Raw genomic sequence first — 25,490 nt, forward strand, 5'->3', positions numbered from 1 at the left:
CTCCGTAAAGACGGATGGTGCCAAATGTTAGATAAACTCCAAAACTTGCTAGATAAATCAAAAATCCTGTTAGATAAATTCAAAAACCTGCTAGATAAATCTCCAAACACGCAAAATAAATCTCCAAACATGTCAGATAAATCGCACCACCCCATCTTCAAAGAATCTAAAAACAGTGCACATCCAGCAGCAGCTCAATCCAGTTTTGCCATCCTCAACCCAAAGAACAATCAACCATACACATCAGCTGCCATCCAAAAAACTTCCCCCAACCAAGCACAAACCCGCCCATCCAAAAATATATTGTTATCGACATTAACTTCCATTATCAGGTTTGGGAAGTCAAAAAATGGGGGAAAATTATTAATACCCGTCAATTGCAAGAAATTACATAAATCATGTATAATTAATGTCAAATATAGTCAAAGTCAGATAGGGGGAGGCCTGGTGAGAAATATATCCGACATAATTGAAAATTATCTCAAACAGGTTTTAGAGAAGAGTGAAAGGGAAATCGTGGAAATTAAAAGAAGCGAAATCGCTGACAAATTCCAGTGCGTTCCTTCTCAGATCAATTATGTGATCAACACCCGTTTCACGATTGAAAAAGGTTATGCAGTTGAAAGTAAGCGGGGCGGCGGGGGCTTCATCCGGATTATGAAAGTCCAGTCCTATGACCATGCTGATTTGATTGACCAGTTAATATCTTTAGTGCAGAGCAGGATTGCCCAGAGCAGTGCGGAGAATGTCATCTACCGTCTGGTAGAAGAAGAGATCATAACACACAGGGAAGCTAAAATAATGCTTAGTGTTATAGACCGTTCTGTCCTGTATATTGACCTTCCTTTCAGGGATGAGCTGAGGGCAAGAATGCTTAAGGCAATGTTGACCACTTTGAAATATAAATAGTAGTGAGCTGGAGAGGTGAAGTCATGATTTGTCAGGAATGTAATCAAAGGCCGGCCACGCTGCACTTTACAAAAGTTGTAAATGGAGAGAAAGCAGAGTTTCATCTTTGTGAGAAATGCGCACAGGAAAAAGGTGAAATGTTTATGCTGGGCAGCGGGTCCGGTTTTTCAATAAATAACTTGCTTGCTGGCCTTTTGAATATTCAGCCTGCCTTTCAGGGATCGGGCCAGGATCCTTTTCAGCAGGAGAAGGTTCTGCAGTGTGAGCAATGCTCCCTGACCTTTCAGCAATTTATTAAAGTTGGCCGTTTTGGATGCGCCAGCTGCTATGAGACTTTTAAAGATCAATTAAACCCCATTCTTAGAAGGCTGCACAGCGGGAATTCGTCACACAGCGGGAAAATCCCGGCCAGAATCGGGGGAACCATTCACTTGCGCAGGAATATTGATGATTTAAAAAATCATTTAAAAGAAATGATTTCCAAAGAAGAGTTTGAGAGAGCGGCAGAATTGAGAGACGAAATTAGGAAATTGGAAAAACAGCTCAATGCCGATCAAAAGGGAGGGGAGTAGCTTGTCGCTGGAACGTTTCATAAATCAAGCTATCAGCTCCTGGATGAGTGCGGAAGGCCCTGATTCCGATATTGTATTAAGCTCACGGATCAGGCTCGCCCGCAATATAAAGCAATATAAATTCCCTACCTTATTTTCAAATGAAGAAGCAGAAGCAGTCATTGAAAAAATAAAGGCAAGGGTGGAGCATTCTTCTTTTTCAAAACTTGGGGAAATGGAGCTTTTATTAATGGATAACCTTCAGCCGCTTCAAAAAAGAGTGCTGATGGAAAAGCATCTGATCAGTCCCCATCTTGCTGAGAATTCAACTCATGGTGCCTGCCTTCTTTCTGAAAATGAAGAAGTCAGTATCATGATTAATGAAGAAGACCATATAAGGATTCAATGCCTGTTTCCGGGGTTTCAGCTTTCTGAAGCCTTAAATATGGCAAATGAAATTGATGATTGGCTGGAGGAAGAAGCCGATTATGCATTTGATGAAGATATTGGCTTTTTAACAAGCTGCCCCACAAATGTAGGAACAGGGCTCAGGGCATCGGTTATGATGCATTTGCCTGGCCTCGTTCTCACACACCAAATGAACCGGATTATCCCGGCAATTAACCAGTTAGGTTTAGTTGTTAGAGGAATTTACGGGGAAGGCAGCGAAGCTTTAGGTAATATCTTTCAAGTTTCAAATCAGATCACTCTCGGAAAGTCAGAAGAGGATATCGCCGAGGATCTGAAAAGCGTTGTCAGTCAGCTGATTTCTCAGGAAAGATCGGCAAGGGAAGCATTAGCAAAGACTTCTAACATACAATTAGAAGATAGAGTCTTCCGCTCTTATGGCGTTTTATCAAACAGCCGGATCATTGAATCCAAGGAAGCAGCACAATGCTTGTCTGATGTTCGCCTGGGGATTGATATGCAGTACATTAAAAACATATCAAAGAATATATTGAATGAGCTGATGATCCTGACACAGCCCGGTTTCCTGCAGCAGTATGCAGGCGGGCCGCTCAGACCGCATGAACGCGATATCCGCAGGGCTTCACTAATTAGGGAAAGATTAAAAATGGAAGATCAAGAGTTGGGAGGATGAAATTATGATGTTCGGACGATTTACGGAAAGAGCTCAAAAAGTATTGGCGTTAGCACAGGAGGAAGCAATCCGTTTAGGACATAATAACATCGGAACAGAGCATATTCTGCTTGGGCTTGTACGCGAAGGTGAAGGAATTGCGGCTAAAGCTCTGTATGCTTTAGGCCTCGGCTCTGATAAGATCCAAAAAGAGGTTGAGAATTTAATTGGCAGGGGGCAGGATGCTTCCCAGACCATTCACTATACACCGCGTGCCAAGAAAGTGATTGAACTTTCCATGGATGAAGCAAGAAAGCTTGGCCACTCCTATGTGGGAACAGAGCATATCCTGCTTGGCCTGATCCGTGAGGGCGAAGGCGTTGCTGCGAGGGTATTGAATAACCTTGGAGTCAGCCTCAATAAAGCGCGCCAGCAGGTGCTTCAGCTGTTAGGCAGCAATGAATCCGGCAGCCATCAGGGAGGCTCGGCAGCCAATGCGAACACCCCGACCCTGGATGGATTAGCACGTGACCTGACTGCTATTGCCAGAGAAGGAAGCCTCGATCCAGTTATAGGACGAAGCAAAGAAATTCAGCGTGTGATTGAAGTATTAAGCCGGAGAACGAAAAACAACCCGGTTCTCATTGGTGAGCCTGGTGTGGGTAAAACAGCCATTGCAGAGGGCCTAGCGCAGCAGATTATTAACAATGAAGTGCCGGAGACTCTTCGTGATAAAAGGGTTATGACGCTTGATATGGGTACAGTAGTTGCCGGAACAAAGTATCGCGGTGAATTTGAAGACCGCCTGAAGAAGGTAATGGATGAAATCAGGCAGGCAGGAAACATCATCTTATTCATTGACGAGCTTCATACATTAATAGGAGCAGGAGGAGCAGAAGGAGCGATTGATGCTTCCAACATTCTAAAGCCATCTCTTGCCCGCGGCGAACTCCAGTGTATTGGTGCAACTACACTTGATGAATATAGAAAATACATTGAAAAAGATGCGGCACTTGAAAGAAGGTTCCAGCCTATTACAGTGGATGAGCCGACTGCCGAAGAATCTGTTCAAATCCTTGAGGGGCTGCGCGACCGTTACGAAGCCCATCACCGCGTAACCATTACAGATGCAGCGATTGAAGCAGCCGTAAAGCTGTCAGACCGCTACATTTCAGACCGCTTTCTTCCGGATAAGGCGATTGATTTAATCGATGAAGCGGGTTCAAAGGTAAGATTGCGGTCTTATACTACGCCTCCAAACCTGAAAGAGCTTGAGGTTAAGCTTGAGGATGTAAGAAAAGAGAAGGATGCAGCCGTACAAAGCCAGGAATTTGAAAAAGCGGCTTCCTTAAGGGATACGGAGCAGCGCCTGCGTGAACAGCTGGAAGAGACGAAGAAAACATGGAAAGAAAAGCAGGGCAAAGAAAACAGTGAAGTGACGGTTGAGGATATTGCCAATGTGGTGGCCAGCTGGACGGGAATCCCTGTTTCGAAGCTTGCCCAAACTGAAACAGAAAAGCTTCTTAATCTGGAAGAAATCCTTCATTCCCGTGTAATCGGGCAGGAAGAAGCCGTTAAGGCCATTTCGAAGGCTGTCCGCCGTGCCCGTGCTGGCCTTAAAGATCCGAAGCGCCCGATTGGCTCATTTGTATTCCTTGGCCCGACTGGAGTGGGTAAAACTGAGCTGGCCCGTGCATTAGCAGAAGCGATGTTCGGTGATGAGGATGCGATGATCCGCATCGATATGTCAGAATACATGGAGAAGCACTCCACATCCCGTCTGGTCGGTTCTCCTCCAGGTTATGTAGGGTATGAAGAAGGAGGCCAATTAACCGAAAAAGTCCGCAGAAAACCATATTCTGTTGTGCTTCTCGATGAAATTGAAAAGGCCCACCCTGATGTATTCAATATCCTATTACAGGTATTGGAAGACGGAAGATTAACAGACTCGAAGGGAAGAACCGTTGATTTCCGCAACACTGTTCTGATTATGACATCCAATGTAGGTGCTGAAGCGCTTAAGCGGAACAAATACGTTGGCTTTAACATCCAGGATGGGGAACAGGATTACAAAGATATGAAAGGAAAGGTAATGGAAGAGATGAAGAAGTCCTTCCGTCCGGAATTCCTGAACCGTATCGATGAAATTATCGTTTTCCATGCATTGGAGAAAAAGCATCTTCAGGAAATCGTTTCGCTTATGTCTGATACCTTAACGAAACGTTTGAAGGAACAGGATATTACATTGGAATTAACAGATGCAGCCAAAGAAAAAATCTCGGTTGAGGGCTATGATCCTGAGTACGGAGCACGTCCGCTCCGCCGGGCCATTCAAAAGCATATTGAAGACCGTTTATCCGAAGAGCTGTTAAGAGGAACAGTCCTAACTGGGCAAAGCGTGGTAATCGATGTGAAGGATGGAGAATTTGTGGTGAGAACCGCAGAACCAAGCAGAACAGCAAACCTTCAAAAATAAGGTGTAACGGACCATATTATATAAACATCAGTGATCACACACAGCAAAAAGGTACACGTCCCTGTTATACGTGTACCTTTTTGTACTCTTTCAGGACATTTTTAAATACAGCCTTAAAAGAGGTTTATTCAGCCGTTTTATGTTAATTTTAAGAGAGAAAAAGATATCAGGACAAAAACATTTTAAGACCCGTTGGAAAAGGGAATAGGAAGTAAACGTACTTCTTTCATCACTGGTTCTTCCATGCAAGGCCGGTAATCATAAGATTTTCCTTTACCGCGGCTGGTATGAATGTACAGAGAGGGGAAGAAGTATGGCTAAAAGAAAAACGAAATTCATGTGCCAGGAATGCGGCTATGAATCAGCGAAATGGATGGGGAAATGTCCGGGGTGCGGACAATGGAATACGATGGTGGAAGAGGTGGAGAAGCCAGCTTCAACGAGAAGAGGCGCTTTTGCACATTCACAGGGAACGTCCATAGCGGCAAAAGCTACGCCAATTACATCCATCGAAACAGTCAGCGAACCCCGCATACATACCGATTTAAAAGAATTAAACCGTGTCCTCGGGGGCGGGATTGTAAGAGGTTCCCTTGTTCTGATCGGGGGAGATCCGGGCATCGGGAAATCAACGCTTCTTCTTCAAGTGTCCTCACAGCTTGCGAACAGGAAGCACTCGGTCCTCTATATATCAGGGGAAGAATCCATGCGCCAGACGAAGCTGCGGGCTGACCGCTTAGGTGTTTCTTCAGACAGTCTGCTCGTTTATTCGGAAACCAGCCTTGAAGAAATCAGCAGAACGATTGAAACAGTCAACCCTGACTTTGTCATTATCGATTCCATACAGACGATTTTCCACCCGGAAGTGACATCGGCGCCGGGGAGTGTTTCCCAGGTTCGGGAATGTACCGCTGAACTGATGCGCATTGGCAAAACGAAGGGAATTGCCATTTTTATCGTAGGGCATGTTACAAAGGAGGGCTCCATTGCGGGTCCAAGACTTCTTGAGCACATGGTGGATACGGTTTTATACTTTGAAGGTGAACGCCATCATACATACCGGATTTTACGAGCTGTAAAAAACAGATTCGGGTCAACAAACGAGATGGGCATTTTTGAAATGAAGGAACTTGGGCTTGAGGAAGTAGCCAATCCATCGGAAATTTTCCTCGAAGAGCGGTCACAGGGGGCTGCCGGTTCAACAGTCGTTGCTTCCATGGAGGGGACGAGGCCTGTTCTTGTTGAAATTCAGGCGCTTATTTCCCCGACAAGCTTTGGAAATCCAAGACGAATGGCAACCGGAATCGATCATAACCGGGTCCCGCTACTGATGGCCGTTTTGGAAAAACGGGTCGGAATGCTCCTGCAAAATCAGGATGCCTATTTAAAAGTCGCTGGCGGAGTAAAGCTTGATGAACCGGCAATTGATTTGGCCATAGCGGTGAGTATTGCGTCGAGCTTTCGGGATAAGCCAACAAAAGCAACAGACTGCATCATTGGAGAAGTAGGACTCACCGGCGAGGTCAGGAGAGTCTCAAGAATCGAACAAAGAGTGCAGGAGGCGGCCAAGCTGGGCTTTGAACGGGTCATCCTGCCGGCGAATAATCTTGGCGGCTGGAGCGCACCGGGAGGAATCGAACTGATCGGAGTTAGCTCTGTTGGTGAAGCGCTAAAGGCTGCGTTAGGGGGATAAACATGGAGACTAAAAAAATGGGCGAAAAAACAATGAGTGAAATCCTTCGATTCATGGCTCCGGGTACGTCTATCAGGGAAGGGATTGATAATGTTCTGCGTGCCAATACAGGCGGGCTGATTGTATTAGGCTCTAAAGAAAAGCTGAGCAACCTTGTTGATGGGGGTTTTCAAATTAATTGCCCATTTTCGCCAAGTTATCTGTATGAGCTGGCCAAGATGGATGGGGCTATTATTTTAAATGAAGAGGGGAACATGATTCTGATTGCGAATGCCCAGCTGGCTCCTGATCCCGGTGTGCCCTCTACAGAAACGGGCATGCGGCATCGGACGGCTGAGCGGGTAGCCCGGCAAACAGGCGCATTAGTGATTGCCATTTCCCAGAGACGCAATGTCATTACCCTTTATAAGGGGCATTCCCGCTATGCGCTGAGGGATATTGGCGTTATTTTAACGAAGGCGAATGTAGCCGTCCAGACGCTTGAAAAATATAAGGTCGTTCTTGAACAGAGCATCGGCAATCTCAGCATCCTGGAATTTGAGGAGCTTGTTACCTACAGCGACATCCTGCATGTTTTTCATAATATCGAAATGGTTCTGCGCATTAAAAATGAGCTGCTCACCTATTTAAGTGAACTGGGCACCGAAGGAAGGCTGATCCGGCTCCAGATGAATGAGCTGCTGGTGGAGCTTGAACGGGAAGCAGAATGGATTATTAGAGATTATGCCCAATCAAGAGACATCGACTCCAGGGAGGCGCTTGTCAAACTGCAGGTCCTTTCAAAAGGGGAAATGCTCGAAGACTCTGTCATTCTAAAGCTTCTGGGCTACAACGGGTATATTCACACGGAAGAATTCAAATGTCCCCGCGGCTTCCGCATGCTGAATAAAGTTCCGCGCCTGCCGCCAATTATTATTGAAAATCTGATCAACCGGTTTGAAGAATTCCCCAATATCATCACGGCAACTGTAGAGGAGCTCGATGAGGTGGAAGGAATCGGGGAAGTGCGGGCAAGAAAAATTAAAGAGGGACTTAAGCTCATAAAAGAGCAGGTTTTTGCGGATCGTCAGCTATAAAGAGACCATTGAACTATGTAATTAGTTATGCTAAAATGGTTGGTTAATTATTTGACAGTTTATTGCCAATGGTGCTACCCTTAAAGTGGATGAAAGTATTAATTTAAGCAGTTGTTTTATTATCGTGAAATAATTATAAGAGACAAAATTGAAATTACCCCGGATTCAGGGTTTCAATTTTGTGAATTTGTTTATAATGATTAAAAGGAGGTGAAGGAATGTTAAAACGTATTGTACAGGCATGCTTCCTTATTATAGGGGTAACGCTTGGAATATTTTTAATTCCTGACTTATTAAAATTAATCAATTTAGATGACATTCCTCTTTTAAACAATCCATACGTGTCCGCCATTTTAGGTGCTATTATTTTTTATCTTTTAACTTTTTGGGCGGTTGATCATGTCGTCAATTTTGTGAGATGGGCAGAAGAATCACTGGTAAAAGTACCTATAACAGATATTATTTTTGGAAGTGTCGGCCTGGTTTTTGGATTAGTCATTGCCTTTTTAATCGGATATGCCCTAAATGCGATTGAGGTGCCGATTCTGAATACAGTAGCTCCCATTGTGCTGACGCTTATATTCGGCTATCTGGGATTTCAGGTTGGCTTTAAAAAGCGGGATGAGCTTTTAAGCTTATTTACCAAGAAAAAGAAAAGCAATGAAGAAGAAATTGACCCTGAAGCTGCACCTAAAAAATCACTTAAGATTCTTGACACAAGCGTTATTATCGATGGACGCATTGCTGATATCTGCCAGACTGGCTTTTTGGAAGGCACGATTGTCATTCCGCAGTTTGTGCTCGAAGAACTTCAGCATATTGCTGATTCATCAGATGTATTAAAGCGCAACCGAGGCAGACGGGGTCTGGATATATTAAACCGGATTCAAAAAGAGCTTTCGATTAATGTGGAAATCTATGAAGGTGATTTTGAAGAAATCCAAGAGGTGGACAGCAAGCTGGTGAAGCTGGCTAAGTTAACGAATGGCGTCGTTGTGACCAATGATTTTAACTTAAACAAGGTTTGTGAACTGCAAAAGGTGGCAGTCCTTAATATTAATGACCTGGCTAATGCTGTCAAACCGGTTGTGCTTCCAGGTGAAGAAATGAAAGTACAGGTAATAAAAGACGGCAAGGAACAGAATCAGGGGATTGCCTATCTGGATGACGGCACGATGATCGTGGTGGAAGAAGGCAGAAATTACATTGGCAAACATATTGACGTGCTTGTCACAAGTGTTCTGCAGACATCAGCCGGAAGAATGATCTTTGCAAAACCCAAGCTTCTGGAAAAAGCTTTATAATGTATGATGGAAAGTAGGACAGAACGTGCAGGGAGATTGATTTCCCTGCCTTTTTGCCTGCTTTTTTAAAAGAGGAGTCAAAAAATATGAATTATCAAGCGATTCTCCCGGCAGCCGGGCAGGGGAAACGAATGGGAGCCGGAAAGAATAAGCTTCTTCTGGAAATTGGAAATGTCCCTGTGTTTATACATACGTTAAGAGTTTTTGAGAGTGACCCGGAGTGCACAGGCATTTTTCTGGCCATTAATCCTCAGGATGAAGAAGAAATGCGGAATCTGTTAAAAAAGCATCAGATTAAGAAGGTGGCTGCTATGGTTGAAGGCGGAAGGGAAAGGCAGCATAGCGTCTATAATGCGGCCAAGGCAGCTTCGGGTGAGGAAGTAGTCCTGGTTCATGACGCTGCCCGCCCTTTTATTACCCGGGATTTACTGCAGCCCCTGGTGAAGGCAGCCTGGGAAAAAGGAGCTGCTGTTCTGGCAGTGCCGCTGAAGGATACCGTTAAAAAAGCTGACGGGCATTTAATTACAGAAACACTTGAACGTTCCTGCCTGTGGGCTGTTCAGACTCCACAGGCCTTTCGCGTTTCTTCCCTGCTTGAGGCACACCGCAAGGCAGACGGAGACGGCTTTTTAGGAACAGATGATGCGAGCCTCGTGGAGCGGTTAGGCAATGAAGTGGTGATTGTTGAGGGAAGTTACGATAATATTAAGCTGACTACGCCGGAAGATATTTATTTTGCGGAAGCAATTATAAAGAAAAGAAGCCATATGTAAAGGGGATTGTTATCATGTTTCGGATTGGACAAGGATTTGATGTTCACCAGTTTGCTGAAGGACGCCCCCTGATTATCGGGGGAATTGAAATACCATATGAGAAAGGGCTTTTAGGGCATTCAGATGCAGATGTCCTGCTGCATACAGTGGCAGATGCCTGCCTTGGGGCCATTGGAGAAGGGGACATTGGGCGGCATTTTCCTGATACCGATCCTGAATTCAAGGATGCCGATTCGGCAAAGCTGCTGCAGCATGTATGGGGAATCGTAAAAGAAAAAGGGTATGAGCTGGTTAATGCAGACTGCACCATCATTGCCCAGAAGCCGAAGATGGCTCCTCATATCGGTAAAATGCAGGAGCGGATTGCAGAGCTTCTGGAAACCGAAAAAGAAAATATTAATGTGAAAGCGACCACTACAGAAAAGCTTGGCTTTACGGGACGGGGAGAGGGAATCGCTTCCCAGGCAGCTGTTTTGCTGAAAAAGATAGAGAACCGCTAAAATTACCTTTCAGAAGAAAAACCTGAGTGTTAAAATATAGCTTACGATAAACTCAAGATTTTAAGGAGGAAATCAGTATGTCAAATGAAATCCGCGTCCGCTACGCTCCGAGTCCGACTGGGCATTTACATATCGGAAATGCGAGAACGGCGCTTTTTAACTATTTGTTTGCAAGAAGCAAAGGCGGAAAGTTCATCATCCGCATTGAGGATACAGATAAGAAACGGAATATTGAAGGCGGCGAAGAAAGCCAGCTTCATTATTTAAAATGGCTTGGCATGGATTGGGATGAAAGTATTGACAGGGAAGGCGAATACGGCCCATACCGCCAATCTGAAAGAAATCATATCTATGAAACCTACTACAAAGAATTGCTCGAGAAAGGGCATGCCTATAAATGCTATTGTACGGAAGAGGAGCTTGAAGCAGAGCGTGAAGCTCAATCTGCAAAAGGCGATACTCCTGCTTACTCAGGAAAATGCCGCCACTTGACAGAGGAAGAAAGAGCTGCGCTTGAAGCTGAAGGCAGAAAGCCGAGCATCCGCTTCCTGGTGCCAAAAGGCAAGATGCTGACATTCAATGACATGGTAAAAGGGGAAGTGTCATTTGAGTCGGATGGCTTCGGCGATTATGTCATCGTCAAGAAAGACGGCACGCCTACCTACAACTTTGCGGTAGCAGTGGATGATCACCTGATGAAAATTTCTCATGTTCTGCGCGGGGATGACCATATTTCCAATACGCCTAAGCAGCAGATGATTTATGAAGCATTGGGCTGGGACCTTCCGGTGTTTGGCCATATGACCCTGATTGTCAATGAAAGCCGCAAAAAACTGAGCAAGCGCGACGAGACGATCATCCAGTTCATTGAACAATATGAAGAGCTTGGCTATTTGCCGGAAGCACTCTTTAACTTTATTGCTCTACTTGGCTGGTCTCCTGCAGGGGAGGAAGAGATTTTCTCCAAAGAAGAATTCATCGATATCTTTGATGAAAACCGCCTTTCAAAATCTCCTGCCCTTTTCGATAAGCAGAAGCTTGAATGGATGAATAACCAGTACATGAAGAAGCTAGATCAGGAGCGATTGGTGTCCATTTCAGCCCCTCACCTGGTGAAGGCAGGGAAGATCAGCGAAAACTGGCAGCAGGAAAACGAAGAGTGGGTTAATAGCCTGATCACTCTTTACCAGGAAAAAATGAGCTTTGGCGCTCAGATTGTCGAGCTTTCTGAGCTTTTCTTCACAGAGGAAATGACCGTTGATGAAGAAGCGAAGGAAGTTCTGGCTGAAGAGCAGGTTCCTGAAGTGCTGACTGCATTCCTGCAGGAAATTGATGCACTTGCAGAATTCAAGGCAGATGAAATTAAAGCGGCTATGAAGACTGTACAGAAATCAACAGGCCACAAGGGCAAAAAGCTCTTCATGCCAATCCGTTCCGCAACGACCGGCCAAACCCATGGACCGGATCTGCCGCAGGCAATTGAACTTTTAGGAAAAGAAAAAGTAAAAACTCGATTAATGAGCATTATTGGTTAACATCTTGGAGAAAATGTAATATAGTATTAAGTAAATTATTCTATATTGAAAAGTGTTGAAGAGGAAAAGTAAGAAAAAAGATGCTTTTTAGAGAAAACCATCACCGGCTGAAAGTGGTTTAAGCCTCTCTTTATTCTGAAGTGCGCCTCTGAGCCTCAATTCGAACGGACGCCATGCTTCCAAGTAGATTTGAGCGGAAACTTATCCGTTAACAAGTTAAAGTTGAGGCTGTTTAAGCCTAAACAGAGTGGAACCGCGCGTAAAGCGTCTCTGTCCGATTGTGGCAGAGGCGCTTTTTTTATATGCAAAACCTGCAAGAAATTAGTATATGAGAAAAATATTTATTACAAAGAAGATCTATGCCAGGAGGGGAAAAGAACCATGTTTGCAAGAATGAAGGAAGATATCGAAGTGGTATTTGAACAGGATCCGGCAGCAAGAAGTTATTTGGAAGTAATATTAACCTACTCAGGATTGCATGCTGTCTGGTCACACCGCATTGCCCATGCTCTTTTTAAGCGTAAGTTTTATTTTCTTGCAAGAGTGGTTTCCCAGATCAGCCGCTTTTTCACAGGAATTGAAATTCATCCGGGAGCAAAGATCGGCAGACGCTTTTTTATCGACCATGGCATGGGGGTTGTCATCGGGGAAACATGTGAAATCGGTGATAACGTAACAGTTTTTCAGGGAGTGACATTGGGAGGAACCGGGAAGGAAAAAGGCAAGCGCCATCCTACCATTAAGGACAACGCCCTGATTGCAACCGGCGCTAAGGTTTTGGGCTCTATTACTATTGGAGAGAATTCTAAGATCGGTGCAGGCTCTGTTGTTCTTCATGAGGTTCCGCCAAATTCAACAGTAGTCGGGATTCCTGGAAGAGTGAAAGTCCGGGATGGTGTGAAAATTAGCAAAGATTTAAATCATTGTGATCTTCCCGATCCAATTGCAGACCGGTTTAAGGAACTGGAAGGGGAGCTGCGGGAATTAAAAACGGAAGTGGAAACATTGAGGAAAGAAAGGAGCCAGATTCATGGCCATTCAAATCTATAATACACTTACTCGTCAAAAAGAAGATTTTATTCCCTTGGAAGAGGGAAAAGTGAAAATGTATGTGTGCGGGCCAACCGTTTATAACTATATCCATATAGGGAATGCCCGTCCGCCGATTGTATTTGATACCGTAAGAAGATATCTTGAGTTCCGCGGCTTCGATGTACAGTATGTCTCCAATTTTACAGATGTGGATGATAAGCTGATCCGCGTGGCGAACGAACTGGGAACGGATGTTCCTGCGGTTGCAGAACGGTTCATTAATGCCTATTTCGAGGATGTTTCTGCCCTCGGCTGCAGAAGAGCTGATGTCCACCCGAGAGTGACAGAAAGCATCGATATCATAATTGAATTTATCCAGACATTGATTGATAAAGGCTTTGCGTATGAATCTGAGGGAGATGTCTATTACCATACCCGGAAATTTGATGAGTACGGCAAGCTTTCCCATCAGTCCATTGATGAATTGCGTGTCGGCGCCCGCATTGCCGTCGGCGAGAAGAAGCGGGATTCCCTTGACTTTGTTCTTTGGAAAGCGGCGAAGGAAGGGGAGATTGCGTGGGAGAGTCCTTGGGGGCAAGGAAGACCCGGATGGCATATTGAATGCTCGGCGATGGCAAAGAAATACCTTGGGGACATGATTGACATCCATGCCGGCGGTCAGGATCTGGCCTTCCCGCATCATGAAAATGAGATTGCCCAGTCAGAAGCATTGACAGGAAAAACCTTCGCCCGCTACTGGATGCACAACGGGTATATTAATATCGACAACGAAAAAATGTCTAAATCACTGGGGAATTTCGTCCTGGTTCATGACATTATCCAAAAGCATGACCCGCAGGTTTTAAGGTTTTTCATGCTGTCGGTTCATTACAGGCATCCGATCAACTACAGTGATGAGCTTCTGGAAAACACCCGGACAGGGCTTGAGCGCATTAAAACGTCTTATCACAATTTGCAGCACCGCAGAGAAGCAAGTGTGAACCTGACCGATAATAATCAGGAGTGGCTGGATAAAATTACAGCTCTTCATGAGCAGTTCATTCAAGATATGGATGATGATTTTAACACAGCGAATGCTGTATCCATTTTGTTCGAACTGTCAAAGCTTGCGAATTATTATCTGATGGAGAAAAACACAGCGGTGGAAGTGATCGATGCTTTCACGAAAGAATTTGAAACGCTGTTTGATGTATTGGGGCTTTCACTTGAAGAGGCACATGCAGACCTTCTGGATGAAGAAATCGAGCAGCTGATTGAAGAGAGGCAGCAGGCCAGAAAAGAGCGAAACTTCGAACTGGCAGATAAAATCCGCGATCAGCTGAAAGAAATGAATATTATCCTTGAAGATACACCGCAGGGAATCAGATGGAAAAGAGGCTAAGCAATGCTTCACTATGATAACAATGTAGATGAAAAACAATTGAATAGTCTTGCCCTGGCGTATATGGGAGATGCAGTATTTGAGACCTATATACGCCACCATCTCCTGCAAAATGGACGGGTCCGGCCTCATTTTCTCCATAAGGAGGCGACCCGGTATGTTTCTGCAAAAGCCCAGTCCCTGATCATTCATGAATTAATAGACGCTGAACGGCTGACTGAAGAAGAACTGGCAGTCGTCCGAAGGGGGCGGAATGCCAAGTCCGGTTCGGTGCCGAAAAATACAGATGTCCAAACATACAGATACAGCACAGCTTTTGAATCGCTGATTGGCTATCTGTTTTTAGCGAAAAGACAGGAGCGCATGGAAGAGCTGATTCTGGAATCCATAGATTTAGTTGAGAAAAAGAAAGGAGGAGCGGTAAAATGAGCCAGGATTTTATCATTGGGAAGAATCCCGTCATCGAAGCATTGAAGTCAGAGAGGGATATTAATAAGATTTTTATTGCAGAAGGATCGCAAAGCGGGCAAATGCAGCAGGTAATCGGTTTGGCGAAGGCCGCCGGGGTGCTGGTCCAGTTTGTGCCTAAGAAAAAAATAGATGGGATGGCAGAGGGAAACCATCAAGGCGTTATCGCACAGGTTGCTGCGTATCAATATGCTGAAATCGATGATTTGTTTGCTGCTGCAGAAAAGAAAAATGAAGCACCATTCTTCCTGCTGCTGGATGAAATTGAAGATCCGCACAATCTGGGATCCATCATGAGAACGGCCGATGCAGTGGGTGCCCATGGGATCATTATTCCGAAGAGGAGAGCGGTCGGGCTGACAGCAACGGTAGCTAAAGCTTCAACAGGTGCGATCGAGTATATTCCGGTTGTCCGTGTTACCAATATGGCCAGAACGATTGATGAATTAAAAGAAAGAGGCGTCTGGATCGCCGGTACGGATGCAAAAGGGAAACAGGACTACCGTCAGATGGATGGGGCGATGCCTTTAGGTCTTGTGATTGGCAGTGAAGGTAAAGGAATGGGCCGCCTGATACGTGATAAATGCGACTTCCTCATTAACCTGCCGATGGCTGGACATGTTACTTCCCTTAACGCATCAGTTGCGGCTGCACTGCTCATGTATGAGGTTTACCGGAAACGGCACCCGCTTGAGGGATAAAAATGGACATCCTTCTTGTTGACGGATACAACATAATTGGTGCTTGGCCAGAACTCAGGGAGCTCAAAAACAAGGATTTATCATCAGCCAGAGACCGCCTGATTGAAAAAATGGCCGAGTACCAGGGATATTCCGGGTACAGAGTGATTGTCGTATTTGATGCCCATTATGTAAAGGGCACGGAAAAAAAGTTTAAGAATTCAAAGATCGAAGTTATTTTTACGCGGAATAATGAAACGGCAGATGAACGCATCGAAAAACTGGCTATTGATCTCAGCAATATTAAAACCCAAATTCATGTGGCAACCTCCGATTTTACAGAGCAATGGGTCATATTTGGCCAGGGGGCCCTAAGGAAATCAGCGAGGGAGCTGCTGAATGAAATGAATTTGATTGAAAGCAGCATCGAAAAAAAAGTAAAAAAAATTCAGGAGAAAAAGCCGGTTTCCAAGATACCTCTCAGTGATGAAGTGGCAGAAATTTTCGAAAAATGGCGCAGAGGAGGCCAATGAGCGGTTGACGCTTGAAAAAACCGTGCTGTATAATGTTTCTAACCATGCTTGTACGGTCGGGGGGATCCTAGTGAGTGCTGACTTCAAGACAATCGAAGAAAATCTTATAGACTTTATACAGCTAGAGGACGAAGAAATAGTGGAGCTCGTGCATAAGGGCGAGAGTGAGGCGCTGGATTATCTGATTCATAAGTACCGCAACTTTGTCCGGGCAAAAGCAAGATCCTATTTTTTGATTGGCGCAGATAAAGAAGATATTGTACAAGAGGGGATGATCGGCTTATACAAGGCGATCCGTGACTTTAAAGAGGACAAGCTGTCTTCATTTAAAGCGTTTGCCGAGCTGTGCATCACCAGGCAAATCATAACCGCCATTAAGACGGCGACCCGCCAAAAGCATATTCCGCTGAACTCATATGTGTCTCTGGACAAGCCCATTTATGATGAGGAATCGGACAGAACGCTTATGGATGTAATCTCCGGGGCGAAGGTTATGGACCCTGAAGAGCTGATTATCAACCAGGAAGAATTTGATCATATTGAAGTGAAAATGTCCGAGCTTTTGAGTGACCTTGAACGCAAGGTGCTTGCTCTTTATCTGGATGGGCAGTCCTATCAGGAAATTTCCGAAGAACTGAACCGGCATGTTAAATCGATTGACAATGCTCTTCAGCGGGTAAAAAGAAAGCTGGAAAGATATCTGGAAGTGCGTGAATTTTCCCTGTAGACAGAATTTCCCAACACCTTGCCTTTTTTGCAGTTATTGACATGTTTTAGGGTGCATGTTAAAGTTTTAAGGGCGTAATGTGACTTAGTAGGTGGAAATATGACAAAAAAAGTGATTTTAGCTTGCTCCGTATGTGGTTCCAGGAACTATTCCACTGCGGGAAAAAATGAAGCTGTTCGGCTGGAATTGAAGAAATTCTGCAGCACATGCAGTGCTCATACGATCCATAAAGAAACAAAGTGATTATATAGATAAGAAGTTTGTTCTTTTAATAGACTGAAGCTGAGTGTTTTAGGCAGATTGGAAGACCGGTCTGATTTGAAGCCGCTTTCGCTTCTTGTTAAAGGATATATCTTTCGAAAGTTGGGGGTTACGAAATGCAGCGCATCGTGAATTTTTTCCGTGAAGTTGGCCGGGAAATGAGAAAGGTCAGCTGGCCTAAACGCAAAGAGCTGACAAGCTATACTGTTACCGTTCTTGCTACAGTAACGTTCTTCGCTCTGTTTTTTGCAGTGCTTGACCTGGGAATTTCTGAATTGATTCGTATAATTCTTGAATAACCCCTGAGTTTCCATGGTATAATGGAGAATAACACAGGAAACATTTGCAAAGCCCGGAAACGGGTTTTTTAATTTGGAGAAAAATAATAAATTGTTGAATACAGGGAGGGAAGGACGAACAAGTCCTCGTGAATGGAAAAGAATTGGTATGTTGTTCATACGTACTCCGGCTATGAAAATAAAGTGAAAGCCAATCTGGAGAAACGTGTTGAATCAATGGGTATGCAAGATAAGATCTTTCGGGTGGTAGTCCCTGAAGAAGAAGAAACAGAATTTAAGAACGGCAAGAAAAAAGTAGTGAAGCGCAAGGTCTTCCCTGGTTATGTACTGGTAGAAATCGTGATGACAGATGATTCCTGGTATGTAGTAAGGAATACTCCGGGTGTAACCGGATTCGTAGGTTCGGCAGGTTCAGGCTCAAAGCCGACTCCGCTATTGCCTGAGGAAGTTACTCATATTCTTAAGCATATGGGTGTTGAAGAAGCCCGCTTTGATATCAACTTTGAAATCGGGGAAACGGTTAAGGTGAACGAAGGTCCGTTTGCGAACTTCACAGGCTCGATTGAAGATATTGATAAAGATAAGGCAAAGATTAAAGTGCTTGTGAACATGTTTGGCCGTGACACTCCGGTTGAACTTGATTTTTCACAGATTGAAAAACTGTAAGAATCAGCCTTCTGTGAAAGTACTTTTATATATCTTTGTAAAAAAACTTGAAATTGGCTTTGAAAAGTGATAATATTTCAAAGGTCAGTATGTCTCGGACAAAGAGACTGGACAGTAGTTAAAAGTTCTTTATCTTAATATAAAGACTATAAGTTGAGTGGGAGGGAACTTTCCCTATTACCACATCACGGACTTTAAGGAGGTGTGTCTCGTGGCTAAAAAAGTAATCAAACTTGTAAAGCTGCAAATCCCTGCAGGTAAAGCGAACCCTGCACCACCGGTAGGACCGGCACTAGGTCAAGCAGGTGTTAACATCATGGGATTCTGTAAGGAATTTAACGCTCGTACAGCTGAACAAGCTGGCTTAATCATTCCTGTAGAAATCACGGTTTTTGAAGACCGTTCATTTACATTTATTACGAAAACTCCTCCTGCTGCAGTTCTTCTTAAGAAGGCGGCTGGAATCGAGTCTGGTTCTGGTGAACCAAACCGTAATAAAGTAGCAACAGTCAAGCGTGACAAGGTACGCGAGATTGCTGAAACAAAGATGCCTGATCTAAACGCTGCAAGCGTAGAAGCTGCAATGCGTATGGTTGAAGGTACTGCACGCAGCATGGGTATCGTAATCGAAGACTAATCCATGTATGAAGCAGATTAAGGGATGAGGTTGCGACGTTGAATTTGGTTTCACTCGCAACCTTTGTTCTGTCAAGAGCGGGCGCCTTAATGGGCGCCTCCGCTTTTCGTGTCGAGCTGCGGCGCCTTTGAACCAGGCGCCTCCGCTTTTACTCGTGGGAGGTTATTCCGCTAAAACCACAATCAAGGAGGAAATAAAAATGGCTAAAAAAAGTAAGAAGTACGCAGAAGCTGTGAAGCTTGTTGATTCTTCAAAAGCTTACCCGATTGCTGAAGCAATTGAACTTACGAAGAAAACTAATTTTGCAAAATTTGATGCAACTGTTGAGGTAGCATTCCGCCTTGGAGTTGACCCTAAGAAAGCTGATCAGCAAATCCGTGGAGCAGTTGTTCTTCCAAACGGAACTGGTAAAACTCAGCGCGTTCTTGTATTCGCTAAAGGCGAAAAAGCGAAAGAAGCAGAAGCTGCTGGAGCAGATTTCGTAGGTGATTCTGAATACATCAACAAAATCAGCCAAGGCTGGTTCGACTTTGATGTAATCGTTGCTACACCTGACATGATGGGTGAAGTTGGTAAACTTGGCCGCGTATTAGGACCTAAAGGCTTAATGCCAAACCCTAAGACTGGCACAGTTACTTTTGACGTTCAAAAAGCAGTTAACGAAATCAAAGCAGGTAAAGTTGAATACCGTGTTGACAAAGCTGGTAACATCCACGTGCCAATCGGTAAAGTATCTTTCGAAGACGAAAAGCTTGTTGAAAACTTCAACACTATTTTCGACACAATGATGAAAGTGAAGCCTGCTGCTGCTAAAGGAACTTACATGAAGAACGTTTCTGTTACTTCTACAATGGGACCTGGCGTTAAAGTAGATCCTTCATCTGTTGCAGTAAAATAATACCAATTGACATTCTGAAATACATGGTGTAATATGTATTTTGTTGTTAAAATATAATAACATTTGTGCCGTAGACAGCAGGTGCTTAATTGCTTAATTCCCTGCCGAGGTATTACGATAGAATTGCTTTTTCTTGCTATTGTATACTTCCTCCATGTCTGCAAAGTCGTGGAGGTTTTTTATTGGACGGTATGAATGTAGAAAAATTCTACAGGAGGTGTAAGGATGAGCAGCATTATCGAACAAAAGAAACAAATCGTAGACGAAATTGCTGATAAGCTTAAATCAAGTTTATCAACAGTTGTTGTTGACTACCGTGGTCTTACTGTTGCTGAAGTTACTGAACTTCGTAAACAGCTTCGTGAAGCTGGCGTGGAATTCAAAGTATACAAGAATTCAATGACTCGCCGTGCTGCTGAAGCTGCTGAACTTTCAGGTTTAAACGATTCTTTAACTGGACCTAACGCAATCGCGTTCAGCACAGAAGATGTAGTTGCTCCAGCGAAAATCCTTAATGATTTCGCGAAAAAGCATGAAGCACTTGAAATTAAAGCAGGTGTAATTGAAGGAAATATCGCTTCAGTAGAAGATATCAAAGCTCTTGCTGAACTACCATCACGCGAAGGCTTGCTTTCTATGCTACTCAGCGTACTTCAAGCACCTATCCGCAATCTTGCTCTTGCTGCAAAAGCTGTTGCAGATCAAAAAGAAGAACAAGGCGCGTAAGTTAATTTTAGCGTTAAACTAATAGATTCAAACCAAAAATAAGGAGGAAACATAATCATGACTAAAGAACAAATCATTGAAGCAGTTAAATCTATGACTGTTTTAGAACTAAACGACTTAGTAAAAGCTATTGAAGAAGAATTCGGTGTAACTGCTGCTGCTCCAGTAGCAATGATGGGCGGAGCTGCTGCTGGTGGCGCTGCTGAAGAGCAAACTGAATTTGACGTTGTTCTTGCTTCTGCAGGCGACCAAAAAATCAAAGTTATCAAAGTGGTACGTGAAATCACAGGTCTTGGACTTAAAGAAGCGAAAGAACTTGTTGACAACACTCCAAAAGCTCTTAAAGAAGGCATTTCTAAAGAAGAAGCTGAAGAAGTTAAAGCTAAGCTTGAAGAAGTTGGAGCTGGCGTTGAAGTTAAGTAATAGCCTTTATGAAAAGTCCGCTGCTTAAGCGGGCTTTTTGTTTTGGAAAATATTAAAAAGAGCGAAATGTATATAACTGTGGATTAGTTTGTCTCCGTCTAGCTTCAGCCATTACGCTTTTGTTATAACTTTTTGCTTTTTAATGGGCAATCCTATATAATTCCTTCGAAACCACATAATTGTGATTCTCCTTTTATCTTCTTATATATACTCCTGGAGGTGATTTCATGTCTGAACACTACTATTCCAAAACACAGCAAGTTGATAGCAGCCCTAAAACCTGGAGCTATACTTTAAAGGAATTCCCGTTCCGCTTTAAAACAGACAACGGTGTTTTTTCAAAGGGTGAAGTGGATTTTGGGTCAAAATTATTAATCGAAACATTTGAACAGCCGGAAGCGGATGGGAATATTCTCGATGTCGGCTGCGGATATGGACCTATCGGGCTGACTGCTGCAAAGCTTATGCCGGAACGGACTGTTCATATGGTTGATGTAAATGAGAGGGCTCTTGGACTGGCGAAGGAAAATGCTGAATTGAATGGCATCAAGAATGTCCAAATCTATGAAAGTGACCGTCTTGAAAGTACGAAAGGCAATAAGTTTGCGGCTATCCTGACAAACCCGCCAATCCGCGCCGGGAAAAAGATAGTGCATGATATTTTTGAACAAAGCTTTGAGGCTCTGATATCGGGCGGAGAGCTATGGGTTGTCATCCAGAAAAAACAGGGCGCCCCATCCGCGATCGATAAACTGACAGAGTTATTCGATGAAGTGGAGACAGCAGAAAAGAAAAAAGGCTATTTTATATTAAGAGCAAAAAAAGATTGACTTGACTTTTTTGCTATGTTAGCATTGTAAAATGCCAACATATTATATTTCTATTTATAACTAAATTTATCTAATAGTTGTATAAATTTGGTTTTAATGGGAAAGCTAACAAAATAATAGTCGTATTGTGAAAATGTGGTTTTTGAAGTGAAAACCCTTTTTCTTTTTGTCTTATAAGAATGGAGGTTTGGCTTTATGTCCCTGTGCTTTTTCGGGGAAAAGCCTGCTTCTGGGCCAGTTTTACTGGCTGGCTTCGTGCGCCATCGGTTCAGTTGCTAATACCTGAACCGATAGGCAGGCGCTCATTGCTTTTCTTATAGGATGATATAAATTGCTATTAGCAACAATAACGCTTGATTTGAGGGGTGAATCAGTTGACAGGTCAACTAGTTCAGTATGGACGACACCGCCAACGTAGAAGTTACGCACGAATCAGTGAAGTTTTAGAATTACCAAATCTAATCGAAATCCAAACCTCTTCTTATCAATGGTTTCTTGATGAGGGTTTACGAGAAATGTTCCATGATATTTCTCCGATTGAAGACTTTACTGGTAATTTGTCGCTTGAATTTATTGATTACAGCCTTGGCGAACCAAAATATTCCGTTGAGGAATCGAAAGAACGAGATGTTACATATTCTGCACCTTTACGTGTGAAAGTGCGTCTTGTAAACAAAGAAACAGGCGAAGTTAAAGACCAGGATGTCTTTATGGGTGACTTCCCGCTTATGACAGAGACAGGTACGTTCGTTATTAATGGAGCGGAACGTGTCATTGTATCCCAGTTAGTGCGTTCTCCGAGCGTATACTTCAGTGGAAAGCTTGATAAAAACGGGAAAAAAGGCTATACAGCAACCGTAATCCCGAACCGCGGCGCATGGCTTGAGTATGAAACAGATGCCAAAGACGTCGTATACGTCAGAATAGATCGTACTCGGAAACTGCCCGTTACGGTTCTTTTGCGTGCACTTGGGTTCGGCTCTGATCAAGAGATCATCGATTTGGTTGGAGACAACGAGTACATTCGCAATACGCTTGAGAAAGACAATACGGAAAGCACTGAAAAAGCGCTTCTTGAAATCTATGAGCGTCTTCGTCCGGGCGAGCCGCCAACGGTCGAAAATGCAAAAAGCTTGCTTGTCTCAAGATTCTTTGATCCAAAACGTTATGACCTTGCGAACGTTGGACGTTATAAGATCAATAAGAAGCTTCATATTAAAAACCGCCTGTTTGGCCAAAAACTGGCTGAAACGCTTGTGGATCCAGAAACTGGCGAAATCATTGCGGAAAAAGGCGTTACACTTGACCGCCGTACATTAGACCGCATTCTTCCTAACCTTGAGAAGGATATCGGCTTCAAAACGGTAAGCCTATTAGGCGGAGTAGTAGATGATGAAGTATTGCTTCAGTCTATTAAGATTTACGCGCCTAATGAAGATGGTGAAAAGGTCATCAATGTGATCGGCAATGCCTATGTGGAAGAAGCAGTGAAAAACATTGCACCTTCTGACATCATCGCATCTATCAGCTATTTCTTTAACCTTCTGCATTCTGTAGGAGATACAGATGATATTGACCATCTTGGAAACAGACGTCTTCGTTCAGTCGGAGAACTATTGCAGAACCAGTTCCGCATCGGTTTATCCCGTATGGAGCGTGTGGTCCGCGAGAGAATGTCCATCCAGGATACTAATACGATTACACCTCAGCAGCTGATTAATATCCGCCCTGTTATTGCGTCAATTAAAGAGTTCTTTGGAAGCTCTCAGTTGTCCCAGTTCATGGACCAGACAAATCCGCTTGCTGAACTTACACATAAGCGCCGTCTTTCTGCGCTGGGGCCTGGCGGTCTGACGCGTGAACGTGCCGGTTTCGAAGTCCGTGACGTTCACTACTCTCACTATGGACGTATGTGTCCGATTGAAACGCCGGAGGGACCAAACATCGGTCTGATTAACTCCTTATCTTCATTTGCGAAGGTGAACCGCTTCGGCTTTATCGAAACACCATATCGCCGAATCGACCCTGAGACCGGAAAAGTTACATCCCGCATCGACTATCTGACAGCCGATGAAGAGGATAACTATGTAGTGGCTCAGGCAAATGCACTTCTTGGTGACGATGGTTCATTCCTTGACGAAGAAGTAGTTGCCCGTTTCAAAGGTGAGAACACAGTTGTCAAACGCGACCGTGTTGACTACATGGATGTATCGCCGAAACAGGTAGTATCTGCTGCGACAGCATGTATCCCATTCCTTGAAAACGATGACTCCAACCGCGCCCTGATGGGAGCGAACATGCAGCGTCAGGCTGTGCCATTGATGCAGCCGGAAGCGCCAAGAGTCGGAACTGGTATGGAATATGTATCAGGTAAAGACTCAGGTGCAGCAGTCATCTGTAAGCATGAGGGAATTGTTGAGCATGTAGAAGCCCGCGAAGTTTGGGTTCGCCGTATTCAAAATGTAGATGGCCAGGAAGTTAAAGGCGATCTTGATAAATACAGAATGCTTAAATTCATCCGATCCAACCAGGGAACCTGCTACAACCAGCGTCCTATCGTCGCTGTTGGCAACCGTGTAACAAAAGGAGAAATCCTTGCTGACGGTCCTTCCATGGAACTTGGTGAATTAGCTCTTGGACGCAACGTTCTTGTAGCGTTCATGACTTGGGATGGCTATAACTACGAGGATGCGATCATCATGAGTGAGCGCCTTGTAAAAGATGATGTTTATACATCCATCCATATTGAAGAATATGAATCAGAATCACGCGATACAAAGCTTGGACCTGAAGAGATCACAAGAGATATCCCTAACGTTGGGGAAGATGCACTGCGCAACCTGGACGAACGCGGAATTATCCGTACAGGTGCGGAAGTAAAAGATGGCGATCTTCTAGTTGGTAAAGTAACTCCTAAAGGGGTAACGGAACTGACAGCTGAAGAAAGGCTATTGCACGCAATCTTTGGTGAAAAAGCACGTGAAGTCCGTGATACATCCCTTCGTGTGCCACATGGCGGAGGCGGAATTGTACTGGATGTTAAAGTGTTTAACAGAGAAGACGGAGATGAGCTTCCTCCAGGTGTTAACCAGCTTGTACGTGTATATATCGTTCAGAAGCGTAAAATCTCTGAAGGTGACAAGATGGCCGGACGTCACGGTAACAAAGGTGTTATCTCCCGTATTTTACCGGAAGAAGATATGCCTTACCTGCCGGATGGCACTCCAGTAGACATCATGTTAAACCCTCTTGGGGTTCCATCGCGTATGAACATCGGACAGGTGCTTGAGCTTCACCTTGGTATGGCTGCCAGAGCTCTTGGCATCCATGTTGCATCTCCTGTATTCGATGGTGCACGTGAGGAAGATGTATGGTCAACGATCGAAGAAGCAGGCATGGCGCGTGATGCGAAGACTGTTCTTTATGATGGACGTTCAGGCGAGCCGTTCGACAACCGTGTATCTGTCGGTGTCATGTATATGATCAAACTGGCACACATGGTTGACGATAAGCTTCATGCCCGTTCAACAGGACCTTACTCTCTTGTTACGCAGCAGCCATTGGGCGGTAAAGCTCAGTTCGGCGGACAGCGTTTCGGTGAGATGGAGGTATGGGCACTTGAAGCATATGGTGCTGCCTATACACTTCAGGAAATCTTAACAGTTAAGTCCGATGACGTAGTTGGACGTGTTAAGACTTATGAATCAATCGTCAAAGGCGAGAATGTTCCTGAACCAGGTGTACCGGAATCATTCAAGGTACTGATCAAAGAGCTTCAAAGTTTAGGTATGGATGTTAAGATTCTATCCGGCGATGAAGAAGAAATTGAAATGCGCGACATGGAAGATGAAGATGAAGTTCAGCAGGCTGAATCATTGACAATCGCTCCGGAAACGCAAAACGAAGAGCAAGTAGTTACGAAAGAATAATTTCATATAAATTCCTTCATCCCTGGGCGCTCCGCCTTACATGGCGGATGCCGCTGGGGATATTATTGGCACTTTGCTGCT

At 44.2% G+C, this 25,490-nt stretch carries 25 protein-coding genes and 2 other annotated features; all 25 genes read left to right on the forward strand.

The window, feature by feature from the left end; genetic code table 11:
• The first annotated feature begins 447 nt into the window (after positions 1 to 447).
• The 25 genes from BK139_RS19090 (at position 448) to rpoB (ending at position 25,409) form a co-directional block, all read left to right on the forward strand.
• The gene (locus BK139_RS19090) at positions 448 to 909 is read left to right on the forward strand and encodes a CtsR family transcriptional regulator (protein ID WP_009336509.1); all 462 of its coding nucleotides are present in this window, start codon (positions 448 to 450) and stop codon (positions 907 to 909) included.
• A 23-nt stretch (positions 910 to 932) separates the two neighbouring features.
• Complete coding sequence (mcsA, locus tag BK139_RS19095; RefSeq protein WP_076261988.1) at positions 933 to 1,481, forward strand: protein-arginine kinase activator protein McsA; 549 nt, start codon at positions 933 to 935, stop codon at positions 1,479 to 1,481.
• Between the two features lies 1 nt (position 1,482).
• A complete protein-coding gene (gene mcsB / locus BK139_RS19100; RefSeq protein WP_076261990.1) occupies positions 1,483 to 2,562 on the forward strand; it encodes a protein-arginine kinase McsB in 1,080 nt (359 codons plus the stop codon).
• A gap of 4 nt (positions 2,563 to 2,566) precedes the next feature.
• Positions 2,567 to 5,017 carry an ATP-dependent protease ATP-binding subunit ClpC gene (gene clpC, locus BK139_RS19105; RefSeq protein ID WP_048011540.1) on the forward strand — a complete coding sequence of 817 codons (2,451 nt, stop codon included), beginning with the start codon at positions 2,567 to 2,569 and terminating at the stop codon, positions 5,015 to 5,017.
• A gap of 313 nt (positions 5,018 to 5,330) precedes the next feature.
• Entirely contained in the window at positions 5,331 to 6,710 is a 1,380-nt protein-coding gene (gene radA / locus BK139_RS19110) for a DNA repair protein RadA (protein WP_076261992.1), read from the forward strand.
• Positions 6,711 to 6,712: 2 nt separating this feature from the next.
• Complete coding sequence (gene disA / locus BK139_RS19115; protein ID WP_076261994.1) at positions 6,713 to 7,786, forward strand: DNA integrity scanning diadenylate cyclase DisA; 1,074 nt, start codon at positions 6,713 to 6,715, stop codon at positions 7,784 to 7,786.
• A 218-nt stretch (positions 7,787 to 8,004) separates the two neighbouring features.
• A complete protein-coding gene (locus BK139_RS19120) occupies positions 8,005 to 9,090 on the forward strand; it encodes a PIN/TRAM domain-containing protein (protein WP_076261997.1) in 1,086 nt (361 codons plus the stop codon).
• Between the two features lie 86 nt (positions 9,091 to 9,176).
• Complete coding sequence (gene ispD, locus BK139_RS19125; RefSeq protein ID WP_076261999.1) at positions 9,177 to 9,863, forward strand: 2-C-methyl-D-erythritol 4-phosphate cytidylyltransferase; 687 nt, start codon at positions 9,177 to 9,179, stop codon at positions 9,861 to 9,863.
• Positions 9,864 to 9,877: 14 nt separating this feature from the next.
• Positions 9,878 to 10,363, forward strand: a complete 486-nt coding sequence (gene ispF / locus BK139_RS19130) for a 2-C-methyl-D-erythritol 2,4-cyclodiphosphate synthase (RefSeq protein WP_048011536.1) — start codon at positions 9,878 to 9,880, stop codon at positions 10,361 to 10,363.
• 77 nt (positions 10,364 to 10,440) lie between these two features.
• Complete coding sequence (gene gltX, locus BK139_RS19135) at positions 10,441 to 11,898, forward strand: glutamate--tRNA ligase (RefSeq protein WP_076262002.1); 1,458 nt, start codon at positions 10,441 to 10,443, stop codon at positions 11,896 to 11,898.
• A gap of 46 nt (positions 11,899 to 11,944) precedes the next feature.
• Positions 11,945 to 12,173 (forward strand) — a binding site (T-box leader).
• A gap of 106 nt (positions 12,174 to 12,279) precedes the next feature.
• Positions 12,280 to 12,948: a serine O-acetyltransferase gene (cysE, locus tag BK139_RS19140; RefSeq protein ID WP_076262005.1), complete on the forward strand. Its 669-nt coding sequence runs from the start codon at positions 12,280 to 12,282 to the stop codon at positions 12,946 to 12,948.
• Positions 12,929 to 14,332: a cysteine--tRNA ligase gene (cysS, locus tag BK139_RS19145; protein ID WP_076262007.1), complete on the forward strand. Its 1,404-nt coding sequence runs from the start codon at positions 12,929 to 12,931 to the stop codon at positions 14,330 to 14,332. The genes cysE and cysS overlap by 20 nt, the downstream gene beginning before the upstream one ends.
• A gap of 3 nt (positions 14,333 to 14,335) precedes the next feature.
• On the forward strand, positions 14,336 to 14,761 hold the full coding sequence (locus tag BK139_RS19150; protein ID WP_076262010.1) for a Mini-ribonuclease 3: 426 nt from the start codon (positions 14,336 to 14,338) through the stop codon (positions 14,759 to 14,761).
• A complete protein-coding gene (rlmB, locus tag BK139_RS19155; RefSeq protein ID WP_061793008.1) occupies positions 14,758 to 15,501 on the forward strand; it encodes a 23S rRNA (guanosine(2251)-2'-O)-methyltransferase RlmB in 744 nt (247 codons plus the stop codon). Before BK139_RS19150 ends, rlmB begins: the two co-directional genes overlap by 4 nt.
• A 2-nt stretch (positions 15,502 to 15,503) precedes the next feature.
• Complete coding sequence (locus BK139_RS19160) at positions 15,504 to 16,013, forward strand: NYN domain-containing protein (protein ID WP_035332323.1); 510 nt, start codon at positions 15,504 to 15,506, stop codon at positions 16,011 to 16,013.
• A gap of 70 nt (positions 16,014 to 16,083) precedes the next feature.
• Positions 16,084 to 16,740: an RNA polymerase sporulation sigma factor SigH gene (gene sigH / locus BK139_RS19165; protein WP_076262104.1), complete on the forward strand. Its 657-nt coding sequence runs from the start codon at positions 16,084 to 16,086 to the stop codon at positions 16,738 to 16,740.
• Positions 16,741 to 16,839: 99 nt separating this feature from the next.
• Positions 16,840 to 16,983 (forward strand): 50S ribosomal protein L33, encoded by a 144-nt coding sequence (rpmG, locus tag BK139_RS19170; protein WP_076262013.1) that lies wholly within the window; start codon positions 16,840 to 16,842, stop codon positions 16,981 to 16,983.
• A gap of 134 nt (positions 16,984 to 17,117) precedes the next feature.
• Positions 17,118 to 17,300, forward strand: coding sequence for a preprotein translocase subunit SecE (gene secE, locus BK139_RS19175; RefSeq protein WP_035332319.1), 183 nt, complete (start codon positions 17,118 to 17,120; stop codon positions 17,298 to 17,300).
• 132 nt (positions 17,301 to 17,432) lie between these two features.
• Entirely contained in the window at positions 17,433 to 17,966 is a 534-nt protein-coding gene (nusG, locus tag BK139_RS19180; RefSeq protein WP_076262016.1) for a transcription termination/antitermination protein NusG, read from the forward strand.
• A 211-nt stretch (positions 17,967 to 18,177) separates the two neighbouring features.
• The gene (gene rplK, locus BK139_RS19185) at positions 18,178 to 18,603 is read left to right on the forward strand and encodes a 50S ribosomal protein L11 (RefSeq protein WP_009336545.1); all 426 of its coding nucleotides are present in this window, start codon (positions 18,178 to 18,180) and stop codon (positions 18,601 to 18,603) included.
• 154 nt (positions 18,604 to 18,757) lie between these two features.
• The gene (rplA, locus tag BK139_RS19190; RefSeq protein ID WP_341036569.1) at positions 18,758 to 19,501 is read left to right on the forward strand and encodes a 50S ribosomal protein L1; all 744 of its coding nucleotides are present in this window, start codon (positions 18,758 to 18,760) and stop codon (positions 19,499 to 19,501) included.
• Between the two features lie 50 nt (positions 19,502 to 19,551).
• Positions 19,552 to 19,691 (forward strand) — a sequence feature (ribosomal protein L10 leader region).
• A 35-nt stretch (positions 19,692 to 19,726) separates the two neighbouring features.
• Positions 19,727 to 20,227, forward strand: coding sequence for a 50S ribosomal protein L10 (gene rplJ, locus BK139_RS19195; RefSeq protein WP_076262022.1), 501 nt, complete (start codon positions 19,727 to 19,729; stop codon positions 20,225 to 20,227).
• Positions 20,228 to 20,284: 57 nt separating this feature from the next.
• Positions 20,285 to 20,650, forward strand: a complete 366-nt coding sequence (gene rplL / locus BK139_RS19200; RefSeq protein WP_076262025.1) for a 50S ribosomal protein L7/L12 — start codon at positions 20,285 to 20,287, stop codon at positions 20,648 to 20,650.
• 227 nt (positions 20,651 to 20,877) lie between these two features.
• Positions 20,878 to 21,480, forward strand: a complete 603-nt coding sequence (locus BK139_RS19205; RefSeq protein ID WP_076262027.1) for a class I SAM-dependent methyltransferase — start codon at positions 20,878 to 20,880, stop codon at positions 21,478 to 21,480.
• A gap of 374 nt (positions 21,481 to 21,854) precedes the next feature.
• Complete coding sequence (gene rpoB, locus BK139_RS19210) at positions 21,855 to 25,409, forward strand: DNA-directed RNA polymerase subunit beta (RefSeq protein WP_076262030.1); 3,555 nt, start codon at positions 21,855 to 21,857, stop codon at positions 25,407 to 25,409.
• Positions 25,410 to 25,490: the final 81 nt, after the last annotated feature.

Origin of the sequence: Paenibacillus sp. FSL R5-0490 (assembly GCF_001956215.1) — a bacterium.
Lineage (GTDB): Bacteria > Bacillota > Bacilli > Bacillales > Cytobacillaceae > Cytobacillus.